General features: G+C 59.8%; 14 protein-coding genes. 6 read left to right on the top strand and 8 right to left on the bottom strand.

What is annotated here, in order from left to right:
* Window positions 1-145: 145 nt before the first annotated feature.
* From PFAS1_RS00725 to PFAS1_RS00710, 4 genes are all read left to right on the top strand, one after another.
* Entirely contained in the window at window positions 146-898 is a 753-nt protein-coding gene (locus PFAS1_RS00725; RefSeq protein ID WP_076027849.1) for an SDR family oxidoreductase, read from the top strand.
* Window positions 899-940: 42 nt separating this feature from the next.
* Window positions 941-1354 (top strand): cupin domain-containing protein, encoded by a 414-nt coding sequence (locus PFAS1_RS00720; protein WP_076027848.1) that lies wholly within the window; start codon window positions 941-943, stop codon window positions 1352-1354.
* Between the two features lie 95 nt (window positions 1355-1449).
* Entirely contained in the window at window positions 1450-2547 is a 1098-nt protein-coding gene (locus PFAS1_RS00715; RefSeq protein ID WP_074878038.1) for an HlyD family secretion protein, read from the top strand.
* Window positions 2544-4139 carry an MFS transporter gene (locus tag PFAS1_RS00710; RefSeq protein WP_076027847.1) on the top strand — a complete coding sequence of 532 codons (1596 nt, stop codon included), beginning with the start codon at window positions 2544-2546 and terminating at the stop codon, window positions 4137-4139. Before PFAS1_RS00715 ends, PFAS1_RS00710 begins: the two co-directional genes overlap by 4 nt.
* Before the next feature lie 127 nt (window positions 4140-4266).
* Here PFAS1_RS00710 and phnE read toward each other — a convergent pair whose 3' ends face one another.
* From phnE to PFAS1_RS00680, 6 genes are all read right to left on the bottom strand, one after another.
* Window positions 4267-5034, bottom strand: coding sequence for a phosphonate ABC transporter, permease protein PhnE (gene phnE / locus PFAS1_RS00705; RefSeq protein WP_076027846.1), 768 nt, complete (start codon window positions 5032-5034; stop codon window positions 4267-4269).
* A complete protein-coding gene (locus tag PFAS1_RS00700) occupies window positions 5031-5858 on the bottom strand; it encodes a PhnE/PtxC family ABC transporter permease (protein ID WP_076027845.1) in 828 nt (275 codons plus the stop codon). Before PFAS1_RS00700 ends, phnE begins: the two co-directional genes overlap by 4 nt.
* The gene (locus PFAS1_RS00695; RefSeq protein WP_076027844.1) at window positions 5852-6649 is read right to left on the bottom strand and encodes a phosphonate ABC transporter ATP-binding protein; all 798 of its coding nucleotides are present in this window, start codon (window positions 6647-6649) and stop codon (window positions 5852-5854) included. The genes PFAS1_RS00700 and PFAS1_RS00695 overlap by 7 nt, the downstream gene beginning before the upstream one ends.
* Window positions 6646-7497: a putative selenate ABC transporter substrate-binding protein gene (locus tag PFAS1_RS00690; RefSeq protein WP_008154709.1), complete on the bottom strand. Its 852-nt coding sequence runs from the start codon at window positions 7495-7497 to the stop codon at window positions 6646-6648. Before PFAS1_RS00690 ends, PFAS1_RS00695 begins: the two co-directional genes overlap by 4 nt.
* A 135-nt stretch (window positions 7498-7632) precedes the next feature.
* Window positions 7633-8436: a 2OG-Fe(II) oxygenase gene (locus tag PFAS1_RS00685; protein ID WP_076027843.1), complete on the bottom strand. Its 804-nt coding sequence runs from the start codon at window positions 8434-8436 to the stop codon at window positions 7633-7635.
* An 83-nt stretch (window positions 8437-8519) separates the two neighbouring features.
* Complete coding sequence (locus tag PFAS1_RS00680) at window positions 8520-9329, bottom strand: glycosyltransferase (protein ID WP_076027842.1); 810 nt, start codon at window positions 9327-9329, stop codon at window positions 8520-8522.
* Between the two features lie 294 nt (window positions 9330-9623).
* Here PFAS1_RS00680 and PFAS1_RS00675 point away from each other — a divergent pair, with 294 nt between their 5' ends.
* Window positions 9624-10094: an anti-virulence regulator CigR family protein gene (locus PFAS1_RS00675; RefSeq protein ID WP_074878018.1), complete on the top strand. Its 471-nt coding sequence runs from the start codon at window positions 9624-9626 to the stop codon at window positions 10092-10094.
* Window positions 10095-10155: 61 nt separating this feature from the next.
* Here the strand turns inward: PFAS1_RS00675 and PFAS1_RS00670 are convergent, their stop codons facing one another.
* Together PFAS1_RS00670 and PFAS1_RS00665 are read right to left on the bottom strand one after the other, a co-directional pair.
* Window positions 10156-10590 carry a GFA family protein gene (locus tag PFAS1_RS00670; protein WP_074878015.1) on the bottom strand — a complete coding sequence of 145 codons (435 nt, stop codon included), beginning with the start codon at window positions 10588-10590 and terminating at the stop codon, window positions 10156-10158.
* A 42-nt stretch (window positions 10591-10632) separates the two neighbouring features.
* Window positions 10633-11574 (bottom strand): carbon-nitrogen hydrolase family protein, encoded by a 942-nt coding sequence (locus PFAS1_RS00665; RefSeq protein ID WP_076027841.1) that lies wholly within the window; start codon window positions 11572-11574, stop codon window positions 10633-10635.
* 103 nt (window positions 11575-11677) lie between these two features.
* On the opposite strand from PFAS1_RS00665, the gene PFAS1_RS00660 reads away from it, so the two are divergent.
* A complete protein-coding gene (locus PFAS1_RS00660; protein ID WP_076027840.1) occupies window positions 11678-12361 on the top strand; it encodes a winged helix-turn-helix transcriptional regulator in 684 nt (227 codons plus the stop codon).
* Window positions 12362-12389 lie beyond the last annotated feature (28 nt).

Raw genomic sequence — 12389 nt, 5'->3', positions numbered from 1 at the left:
CAGGCGATGCCCGTCCATTGGACGAAAAACCAAGCTTGCCTGAAGGCAAACTCAAGGCCGGCACAAGGACTTCCCGCACGCGCGCGCGCACTCTCTTTCTACATCGACAGCAATGGTTGCCGTCGAGAACGTAGGGAGATAACCCATGAAGATCGTCGTCATCGGAGGCACCGGCCTCATTGGATCGAAACTTGTGCAGAACCTGCGCGAGCGCGGCCATGACGTGCTCGCCGCCGCGCCCAGTACGGGTGTGAACAGCATCACCCGCGAGGGCCTGGCCCAAGCAATGGATGGCGCTGAGGTTGTCGTCGACGTGGCGAACGCGCCGTCGTGGGAAGACCAGGCCGTCCTCGATTTCTTCGAAACGTCAAGCCGTAACCTGCTGGCCGCGGAAGCTGCCGCCGGTGTTCGTCATCACGTAGCCCTGTCGATCGTCGGTAGCGAACGGCTTCCCGAGAACGGCTATTTCCGGGCCAAGGTCGCGCAGGAAAACCTGATCAAGGCGTCCGGCATTCCTTACACCCTCCTGCGTGCCACGCAGTTCTTCGAGTTTGTCGGCGGCATCGCGCAGTCGGCCACCGTCGGCGAGGAAATTTGCCTGTCGCCGGCGCTGATCCAGCCGATAGCGTCCGACGACGTGGTGGCGGCGTTAACCGATGTCGCGCTGGCAGCGCCGGCCAATGGCACGGTCGAAGTCGCGGGCCCCGAGGCCATGCCGCTCGACGAACTGGTCAGGCGCTTTCTGCGGGCCACTCAAGACCCCCGCAAGGTCGTACCGGACGTGCATGCGCGCTACTACGGCGCTGTGCTCGACGATCAATCGCTGACCGCCGGCAAGAACGCGCGCCTGGGCGCGATCCGCTTCGAAGACTGGCTCGCTCAGTCGACGGCCCGGTAACGATTCGCGCCATCACCGCCCAACCCACGAAGGAGCAATGTCATGGTGACTCGATTTTTATTAGCCGCTGCCTTCGCAGCGCTCTCGATCAGCGCAGTGTCGGCCGCTGAGCCGCCCGCCGGCAAGGTGACGGTCGTGTTTGACCGTCCCATTCCCAACATCCCTGGCAAGAGCATGAAGGGCGTCGTCGTCGAGTATGGGCCGGGCGCCGCGTCGCCGGCCCACACCCATCCGAAAACGGCCTTCATTTATGCAACGGTCCTTGAGGGGTCATTTCGCATCAAAATCAAAGGCGAGCCGGAAAAGATCTACAAGGTCGGCGAAAACTTCGTAGAGGAGCCGGGCTCCGTGCACGAAGTCAGCGCCAACGCCAGCGACACCGAACCCGCACGCCTGTTGGCCGTGTTCGTCCTCGACACCGATAAAACGCCGCTCGTTACGCCGATCAAAAAGTGAGCCAATCACGCGCTCATAAATGCTCGACAGCCGGGCGGCAGGTCACAGCCGCCCGTGGCTGCTGCAGTCCCAGGCATTGAACAGGAAAAGACAACATGAACGCGCTTCAGGACAAGGCCGCCATTGCCACCGGCGCAAGCGCCGAGATCCCTGATGGGGTGGCACGGCAAAGCAAGAAAAAGAAGATCGGCATCCTGCTGTGCATCAGTGCCGTGGTGGTCCTGGCTGGCGGATGGGCCATGGCGCTTTCGAGCGGTGCGACCTCCACCGATAACGCTTATGTGCGCGGCGACGTGACCTCGCTCGCCGCCAAGGTTGCCGGCTATGTCACTGCGGTCGAGGTCGAGGACAACCAAACCGTCCGGGCCGGTGACGTCCTGTTCCGTATCGATGATCGGGACTATCGCGCACGGCTGGCGCAAGCCGTGGCCAATGTCAGCGCTGCCCAGGCTCGCCTGACCCATGTCGATGCGGAAACCCAGCTTCAACGTGCCCTGATTCGACAGGCCGAAGCCCAGAGACGCTCGGGCGTGGCCGAGATGAATCTGGCGAACAAAACCCATGATCGCAGCCGCAAACTGATCCTCAGCAACGCGGTCAGCCAAGCCCTCGTCGATGAAAGCGACGCGGCACGATTGAGAGCCGAGGCGACGGTCTCCGGCGCTTCCGCAACGGTCGAGGCGCAACAGCAACGCATCGCCGTCCTCGTGGCGGAGCGCGAATCTGCCGTCGCTGCGGTGACGCAGGCGCAAGCCGCACGCGATCTCGCCCAGATTGATCTCGACAGCACCGTGGTACGCGCACCGGTTGATGGCGTGGTCGGTAACCGTCAGGTTCGCATCGGCCGCTTCGTTACGACGGGCGTTGCCTTGCTCGATATCGTGCCGGTCAACGACGTATGGGTCGTGGCGAATTTCAAGGAAACCCAGCTCGAACAGATCCGCCCCGGTCAGCGCGTGAGCATCACGGTCGACGGCTACCCCAGCGGGGCACTGGAAGGCGTGGTCGACAGCTTTGCACCGGGTAGCGGGTCGGCGTTCAGCCTGCTCCCCACCGACAACGCGACTGGCAACTTTGTGCGTGTCGTGCAGCGCGTTCCGGTGAAGATCCGGCTTGTCCACAACCCGTTGCCGGGCCGCATCGTGCCGGGCCTGTCCGCCCGTGTCGAGGTTGCGCACGGGGAGGGATCATGAGCGCGGATGCCAGCGCGATGCGGAGCAACACCAGCGTTATGACCGGTGTATTGCTCATGGTGGGCATCGTGCTTGCCACGCTGACGGAGGCGATCGCCAGCACCATTCTGTCGCTCGGACGCGGCGACATTATCGGCGACACCTATGCAACGCCTGATGAGTTCGCCTGGCTGGATATTGGCTACACCGCGCTCAAGCTGATTGGGTTCATGACCGCGCCTTGGCTGCTGACGCGATTTAATCCACGTCAGGTGATCATCGGCGCAACCCTGGCCATGGGCATGGCATGCGGTATTGCCGCCATCACGGCTCGGCTGGACCTGCTGGTCGCGCTTCGAATTATTCAGGGCTTTGCTGGCGGCACCCTGCTGGTCGGGGGGCAGGCGATCATATTTCGCACCTTTGCGCGATCCCGCCAGCCCATCCTCCAAGCCCTGTTTGCCATGGGCGCCGTTGTCGCGTCCGCGACGCTCGCCCCGGCCCTTCAAGGGTGGTTGATCGATAGTCAGTCCTGGACATGGATTTTCTTCAGTGTTGTTCCGCTGGCCCTGGCGGCGAGCGGATTTCTGCTGGTTGCAGACGGCCCGATGCCAGCCAAGGTCCGGCACCGTCCGTTTGATTGGGTCGGCTTCGCGCTGATCGCTGCCACGCTGTTCTGCTTCACGTACGTTCTCAGCCAGGGCAGCCGATGGGACTGGTTCGAAGAGCCACGCATTCTCTGGCTGAGCGTTATCGGCACAGCCGCGCTGCTGGCATTTCTCGGCCAACAAGTGTTGGCCAAAGGCCAAGGTCTGTTCGACTTCACCCTATTCAAATCGAGCGATTTTTCCTTCGCCTTTATCGTCAGTTTTGTCGCCGGCGCCGCCTTGTTCGGCAGCGCGTTTTTGATCCCGGCATTCGCCCTGTCGGTCCTCGCATTCAGGCCTACCGATGCCGGCCTGCTGCTGTTGCCCAGTGGCGGGTTTTTTATCGGTGGACTGCTCATATCGGCTTATCTCATGCAGGTTCGCCGCGTTCCGCCGGTCGCCACGGTGCCCTTTGGAATCCTGATGATCATGGTCGCGATGTGGATGCTGTCCGGTTCGACCAGCGAAAGCGGCACGGCCGACATGATGGCCGCCATCCTGCTGCGCGGTCTGGGCCTTGGCTTCCTGTTTCTATCGATCACGCTAATCGCATTCAGCGACCTCAACCGCCGAAACCTCGCCTGCGGAATAGGCCTGTTCAATACGGGGCGCCAGTTGGGTGGTCTGATGGGCGTCGCAGGACTCCAGACACTGATCGACCATAACGCCTTCGCCAATGCCGTGGTCCTCGGCGCCAACGTTACCCCGGGAGGGGCCGCGCTCATCGAAAGGCTGACGACCACGACAGCCATGCTGACGGGGAAAGGGATGGATGCAGCGGCCGCCGGCCGTGCAGCGGTGAGCCTCCTGGGCCGGGTCGTGTCAGGTCAGGCCACTGTGATTGCCTTCGACACAGCATTTATCGCTGTTGCCCTGCTTTTTGTAGTCGCCGCGCCCATCCTGGTTGGCATCAAGATCGGACTTTCGAAATACGCGAAAGCACGCGCTGCGCGAACCTTGGCGTGAGGCTTCACCACTGAAGCTTCGTGCCAGCGCGTTGTTCTCGCTGTCACGATGGTCAGCATGGCCCAGTTCGGGCCGCGAATGGTTGGCTTAGTTCGGAACAACGTTGCCATCCAGTTCTGCGAAGCCGTCAGGCCTTCACCCAGCGTTGCCGGCTCCAGCTGCTCAATGTGTCGACGGCCAATACCAGCAACAGCATCGCCAGAATCACCGTGCTGGCTTGTGCTTCCTGGAACAGACTGAGGCTGACATAGAGCATTTGCCCCAAACCACCGGCGCCAACGAAGCCGAGCACGCTGGCCATGCGGATATTGTTTTCCCAGCGGTACAGGGTGTAGGCCAGTAGCTGGGGCAACAGGTTGGGCAGTGATCCGTAGCAGAACGCCGATAGGGCATTGCCGCCCTGCAGGCGGATGGCTTCGGCCGGTTCGGGTGGGGTGTTTTCCAGTGCTTCGGCGAACAGCCGGCCGAGCACGCCGGTGGTGTGCAAGGCCAAGGCCAGGGTGCCGGCATTGGGGCCGAGCCCGGCGGCCAGGACCATCAGCGCAGCCCACACCAATTCCGGAACCGCGCGCAAGGCGTTGAGCACAAGACGCGACGCGCTTTGCAGAGGCCAGCCGAAGCGCCCGGCTGCCGGCAATGCCAACAGCAGGCCGAATACCGCCGCGAGCAGGGTGCCAAGGGCGGACATGGCAAGGGTTTCCAGAGCGCCGTGGCCGATGGCTTGCAGGTGGCCCGCGCTCAAGTCCGGGTTGAGAAAACGCTGCACATAAGCGCCCATCTGCTTCAGGTTAGCGCTGCCACCGAGCTCGCCGAGGTCGATGCCCAAGTAGATGAACGAGGCGACCACCGCTGCGCCGATACACAGGAGCAGCACCAGATTGATCAGGCGATTCATGCCAGCCTCCAGCGCAGCAGACGGCTGAGTTGATCGGCGAGCAGTACCAGCACGAGGAACGTCAGTAACAAACTGGCCACTTCACCGCCGGCGAACATGCGTAACGACAAATCCATTTGCTGGCCCAGACCGCCGGCACCGACGAAGCCCATCACCACCGAGGCGCGGATGGCGCACTCCCAGCGATACACGGTGTACGACAGCAGTTCGGCTGCGACATTGGGCAGGATCCCGTAGAAAAAGGCCGCGAGCCGACCGCTGCCAGCCTGCAATAGCGCGTGGGCCGGACGCTGGTCGACCGACTCGAAAATTTCCGCGTAGACCTTGCCCAACATGCCGCTGTAGGTAATGGCAATGGCCAGCACCCCGGCCGTCGGACCGAGGCCGACGGCGCGCACGAACAAAAGCGCCCAGACGATTTCCGGCACGCTGCGCAGGAATATTAGTAAACCGCGGACCGGCCATCGCAGCAGTTGGCCCCAATAGCTGGGGTGGCCGGCTCGGGAGGCAGCAGACAGCGACAGCGCCCGACTGGCCAGCAGGCTGGCGGGGACGGCCAACAGCAACGCAAGGGCCATGCCGGCCGTGGCGATGGCCAGGGTCTGCAAGGTGGCTTGCACTAATAGTTCAATGAATTCCTCGCCATGGGCCGGTGGCCAGAAGGCTGAGACAAACCGGCCCATCTCGCTCTGACTGTCACTCGCCACCAGCACACTGAGGTCCAGCTCGCTGAAGTGGATGCCCGGCCACAGCAAAACAAGGGCCAGCAAAGTGAGCAGCAGGCGGGGCCGGGTGGCCGGGTCTCGGGTATCACGGGTCAGCATCGGGGAATCTGCACACTCAAGGGCGCCGGAGTAATCGGTGGAGATTGCAGTTGTTCGTTGGCGTAGAGCTTGTCGAGCAACTCGCGGTCGACTTCGCTGGCTGCAAGGTCGAACAGGATCTGTCCATCACGCAAGCCGATGATGCGCGAAAAGTGCGCCAGGGCCAGCTCCACCGCATGCAGGCTGGCGACCAGGGTGACGTTGTGTTGCCGAGCATGGCGACAGAGCACTGAAAGCGTGTGCTGAGCCAACACCGGGTCCATGGCTGATACCGGCTCATCGGCCAGCAACACCTCAGGCGCTTGATACAACACCCGGGCAATGCCCACGCGCTGGAGCTGTCCGCCGGACAGTTGCTGGCAATGCGCGAACAATTTGTCGCTGAGGTCGAGCCTGGCCAATGCCGCGCGTGCGCCCGGAATATCCACCGGATGCAGCAGGTTGAGCAGACTTTTACCCAGACTCCACTGACCCAGCTTTCCAGCCAGCACCGCGGTGACCACGCGCTGGCGCGGTGGCAGCGGGGGCGCTTGATGGATCAGGCCGATGCGCGCGCGCAGACGCTGACGCTGACCGGCAGACAGCTGCCAGGCGCGCTCGCCGAGCACCTGCAGCTCACCGTTGTCCGGTCGCAGGGCGGTGGCCAGCAGGTTGAGCAGGCTCGACTTGCCCGCGCCGGACGGACCGATAATGGCGACCTGTTCGCGGGCACCGATGTGCAGATCCACCCCACGCAACGCCTGGACGCCGTTGGCGTGGGTAAGGTTGACCTGGGTCAGATGCAACGTCATTTGAGCAGGTCGGCAGCGCGTGCGGCTTCTTCGATGCCCTTGTAGTTCTCAGGTTTGGTTTCGATAAAGCGGCTGGCAGCTTGCAGATCCAGAATTTCCTTGTCCTTCGGGTTCGCCGGATCGAGGGCCAGGAACGCTGCCTTGATCTTGGCCGCCAGTGCCGGGTCAAGGGTCCCGCGCACCGTCCAGTTGTAGTCGAAGTAGGCCGGGGTGGTCGCAAACACCTTAACCTTGGTGGTGTCGACCTTGCCGGCAGCGACCAGTTTTTCCCACACGCTGGCGTTCAGTACCCCGGCGTCCACCTTGCCGGCCTGGACCCAGGCAACAGTGGCGTCATGCGCGCCGGAATAGCCCACGCGACTGAAGTAGGTTTCCGGCTTGATGCCGTCCTTCAGCATGAAATAGCGCGGCATGAGACTGCCTGAGGTGGATGACACCGAACCGAAGGCAAAGGTCTTGCCCTTGAGATCGGCGAGTGACTTGACGGCCGGGTCGGCGGTGATGAATTTGCTGGTGAACTGGGCATCCTGTTCGCGCTGTACCAGCGGAATGGCATTGCCGGTTTTCAGGCGCGCCTGCACGAACGTGAAGCCGCCCAGCCAGGCCATATCGATTCGATCGGTGGCCAGTGCCTCGACCACGGCCGGATAGTCGCTCACGGGAACGAACTCGACCTTCATGCCCAATTGCTGTTCCAGATAGGTGCCCAATGGCTTGAACTTGCGCAGCAGTTCGGTCGGGGCTTCATCGGGAATCGCACTGACTTTCAGGGTGTCGGCGGCCTGCGCCAACAGGGTGCAAAAAGACAGCGTCACGCCGACAGCCAATGCCAGGGTACGGTTGAGCATGAAAGATTCTCCGGTGCATTAAGGCAAAAATGTCGATACGCCAAGCGCAAGCCAATTGCTGCGTGGCGCCGTGTGAGGGTATACGAAATGGAGCGAAATTGAGCGTTTCTGGCTGACGCCAGATGCTTTCGCAGCCTAGTTTTTCTTCTTGATCAGTTTGCCCAGGTAGTACTTCAGGCTTAAACGATCTTTGGGCCTTGGCTTGTAATGGGTTTTATTTCTTTGTGCGGGATCGATCACAAGGGTGCCTGCGGTGTAGTAATACAGCGCGATAGATCGGCGCGTGATGTGCTCTGGAGTGGTTAAAGGCTCTGGATGCCCATGATTGCTGTCTTTGTCTGTGTTGAAAATGACACACCGGTTGTAAATGGGCAGGACTTTCTTAAGGCAGGTCTTCATGTCGACATCCCAAAGTTCCAGGTTGCCGCCGTATTCCTCTCGCCAGTCTTCATTCAGATAAATGATGATGTTCAGTCTTCGCTCAACTTTAAGCTTTTTGTTAAGCCTGAAGTCCGAGTGTACCCCCAGGAAACCGCCGCTTTTCGTTTCATGCAGGCCGCCACCCGTAAAGTAAGGGTCGGGTATCAAGCCTTCGATGCCTGTGAGCTTTTCAAGAAACTGCAACATGGGGGCAGAGTTGAAGGCGTTGAAAACCGTCTTTAAAAAGGGGGCGCATTCGTTGGGACTGATTTGACGTTTTCGTTGACCTTTATAGCCGCGCTCATAAAGCATTTCGTTGTTGGTTGGCTCAGCCGGGAAGTGCGAGCAGATACGCGCAATCAGCTCTTCATCCAGGAAATTATCGATGACGATGTGCGGAAATGGCGCAGCCTGAATATAGTGACTGGCCAACGAAGAACCCAAGGCACTGGCGGCGTTCTGATCGAAATCAAGCTCCGGGGAGAGGGTCATGGGGAGTGCTTGAGTGATGGGTGCCATTACCGCTCCAATAACTTGATTTAAAGACCTGTGGGTGACTTCAGGCAGCGTCCAATGCACTGCTCGTTGTGCCTCTTCGCGGCTTAACTTTTGCTGGCCTCTTTTTTCACGCGTGCAAGGATATCGTTGTACATTTTGGTTCGTCTATGGGTCTTTCCATAGCCGCCAGCCGCTGCGACAGTGCCAGACTGCATGTGGTCCAGATAACTGAAGATTTTACGCGGTGATAACATTTCAACGACATAGCCAAGCTCGATCATGCGGTCCTGGAGGGTATAGCCCGGCACGCGATCATCCATCAAAAAATGCATGTTGTGCTGTTTGATGAGCTTGCAGTTCCACAGTGTACAAAAACTCTTCAGGTAGACTTCTTTGTACGGTCTGGGTTCTCTGGAACGTAATCCCATGGAGATTTTAAAACGTCTGAAATGGTGTTGGAATAATCGTGAACTAAAGCGCCAAAGTGTCCTCGTCGTGCCACGATTTATTTGCTCGACACAACCGACAGCTACGGTTTTCGGGTTTTTTAAACATTTGTTCAGCATCATCGAAAAAACATTTTTATCGAAAATAAAAGTGTCAGTGTGCAGAAGAAATAAATAATCAGTTTCAACTCGCTGTAAAACCAGGTCAAGCGCTTTGCCGTGCGCGATATGCCCAGGTTCTGGTTCGGGGCTGGAACGCTCGATTAAGTTGATCCAGTCAAGGGTTCGTAAGTATTCAGTGCTTTCGTCGGCAGAATAGTTGTCAACTACCCATATCGGAATGTTGTGGCTGCCCACATGCTGGTGCAATAGTTCCAGACATATCTTGGTTATTTCTGGTGTTTTGTAATTGACTATAACTATGCTGAAAGTTTTAGAGTTGTCGGCCGGAAAGCTCGTGGTGTTCATCGTTCGGGGCCTAATGATGTTGCATGTTGTTGTAGAAATATCTGGGCTTCATCGTATTAGGATCTGTTCTGAGGGTAAACATCCGGGACGTATTTCGTTACATGTTCCCCGCTAGTTATCTCCCGTACGCACAGCCCGGTCAAGTACAGCCGTTGCTGTAGATGGGTGGCAATCGTTGCCTGCTACACGCCTTCACGGCTTCTGTCGTTTGGATGTCGATGTGAGGAAATAGAAGCTCACATCGCCGATAACGTCTAAATTACAGAGATGTCCCGCCACCCTGAAGGAACGACCATGCTCAAATCTCGCTCATTGATTGCAGCTATTACCTGCCTTGCGCTGGTTTCCGGTTCAGTGACTGCATTGGCTGATCCTGGTAATGGAAAAGGCCAGGGAAACGGCAAGGGAAACCCGCAAAACAGCCAGGATCATGGCAACCAGGGAGGTCAGGGTGGCAAAGGCAAAAACTCCGGGGGCGGCGATTGGGATAATGGCCCAAGCATCAATCACGGCAGTATTCTTGGGGTAATAGGCGGATATCGGGACTACTGGAGCCCCGGACCTGCATTGCCACCTGGCATTCAAAAGAACCTCGCGCGAGGCAAGCCGCTTCCCCCAGGGATTGCCAAAAAACTGGACGGTCGGTTGCTCGGCAGGCTGCCTCACTATGATGGGTATGAATGGCAGCAAGTCGGCACCGACTTGATACTGGTCGCGCTGGCGACCGGGCTCATCTATGAAGTGCTCAACGGTGCTTTTGATTAATGGGCATGATCCCTATGCCCATGAAATTGCCGAGTTGCTGCCGGACAGGTGGCAACCGGCGCTATTCGTCCACGCTGATGCCCGAGCCCCCTAATTCATTGGGGACGTCCTTCAGCTTGGGCAGTCCATCCTTGATGCGCAGCACGGTCTCCTGATAGTGGACGTGAACCCCCGGCGAATACGCCAGATCCGGGATGACCGCGGCATACACATCGATCAGCCCCATCTCCGGGTGGTCAGTGAAGAGGTGCCCGCCGCAGGTCTTGCACCACTTGCGATAGCTGCGCGGTGTCTTGTTGTAGGTGCCGATGTTGTCAGCACCCCGAGTCACTTGCACCGCCTCGGGTTTCCATAGCGTGAAGGCATTGACCGGCCCTGCTGACCAATGCCGACACGACTCGCAATGGCAATAACCCATCCCGACCGGTTCGCCACTGACGGTGAACTCGACTGCGCCGCAAAAACAACTGCCCTGGTAAGACCGTTCAATGCTCATGGCATGACTCCTTGATCAATGGTCAGGCGATACCGCCTGCTTTCACTCATCGATGTAGCGCACCGCTGTCGTCGGCGTGCGCCGCACCTGCAGTTCGAAAATGTCAGGACGCGCGTAATGCCCGGTGACGTCGAGCGCCCGCCGCGCGGGTGCCACGAGTGAGACGTCGATGTCCGCATACAGAATGCCTGCCTCTTTGTGTAATGGACCGGCCACGACCCGGCCTTGAGGACTGACCACCACCGAGTCGCCGTCGTTGATCCATTCCTCCAAATCGGGAAACAGTTGCGCACGAGCCGGGAAGTCGTCGGGGATGTCACTGCCACGCAGCACGCTGCCGCTGCCGAGCACCCAACAGCGGCCTTCGAGCGCGATATGACGCATCGTGCTGATCCAACCCTCGCCTGTGTCGTACGTGGGAGCAACGTAGATTTCCACCCCTTGTGCATACAGAGAATAGCGTGCCAGTGGCATGTAGTTTTCCCAGCAGATGAGCGCACCCACGCGGCCGACTGGAGTGTCGACCGTACGCAAACCCGAGGCATCACCGAAACCATGCACCATGCGCTCGGGGTTGGTGGGCATCAGCTTGCGGTGGCGGTTGAGCACTTCGCCGTTGGTGCCGATAACGACTACGCTGTTGTAGAGCGTGCCGCCGCCATTGCGCCGGTCGCATTCATTGATGCCGCACACGATCGTCACGGCATGAACCCTGGCGGCCTCGCACAATTCGCTCAGGTCGCCGTTGCTGATATCGACGGCGTTGGCCAGCAGCCGTGTGTGTAATTGGCCCATTACAGCCCCGTCCTTTCCCGCCGCCAGTCGCCAGATCCAGGACGGGTAACCGGGAATGTACGATTCGGGCAAAACGATCAGCGAGGCTCCCGCTGCCGCCGCCTCAGCGACCGATTGCACGGCCCGGGCGATTGTCGCGCTGCGATCGAGCAGCACGGGCGGGCGCTGAATGATGGCTACCTTGGTCATGGCGTGCTCCTTTGGTATTTGGCTTTCGAGGTTTCAGCGTGCGCGTGGCGAAGTGGCAGCGCTAGTTCAGAATCTGAAGCGTTTTTAATTGCGGAGCCCAGGCATGGACGATAGCTACGGTCAGTTCTGCACGGTCGCACGCGGTGCTGAAGCACTGTGCGAGCGCTGGACACCTTTGGTCGTGCGCGAGTTGTTGTGCGGCAGCAAACGTTTCAATGAACTGCACCGCGGCGTGCCAAGGATGTCCACCAACCTGTTGGCCCAACGCCTGCGGCATTTGGAAGAAATAGGCGTCGTGCGCCGTACGGCCACCGGCAAAGTCTGGGAATACAGCCTGACGGAGGCGGGCGAGGAATTGCGCCCCATCATCTTGGCGCTGGGGCATTGGGGCGCGCGCTGGATTGGCAGTCGCCTTCGCGATGACGAACTCGACGCGGGCCTGCTCATGTGGGACGTGCGCCGGTTCGTGCGCATCGAGACGTTCCCGTCCTGGCCGGTGGTCATTCAGTTCAAGTTCCGCGACGCGAGGCCCGGCGAGCAAGCGTGGTGGCTCGTGGTTGAGCAGGGCGTGGCAGACCTGTGCCGCGACGACCCCGGTCGCGAACTGACGCTCGTCGTCGACTCCAGCGTGCGCGCGTTGACCGAGGTGTGGACGGGCGACCGCACACCGCGCGAGGCTCTGCAGTCGCAAGAGCTGCGTGTGGATGGCGCGGTGAAGGATGCGCAAAGCTTGTGGCGCTGGCTTGGCACGAGCGCATTCGCGGGAACCCGAAGTGCTGCACGCTAGCGCCGCTTATATCCGTCGGTCGCAGGGC

It is taken from the genome of Pseudomonas frederiksbergensis, assembly GCF_001952935.1.
Classification (GTDB): Bacteria; Pseudomonadota; Gammaproteobacteria; order Pseudomonadales; family Pseudomonadaceae; genus Aquipseudomonas; species Aquipseudomonas frederiksbergensis.
The sequence above is the reverse complement of the archived record's forward strand: the minus strand, read 5'-3'. Positions and strand labels throughout refer to the sequence as shown.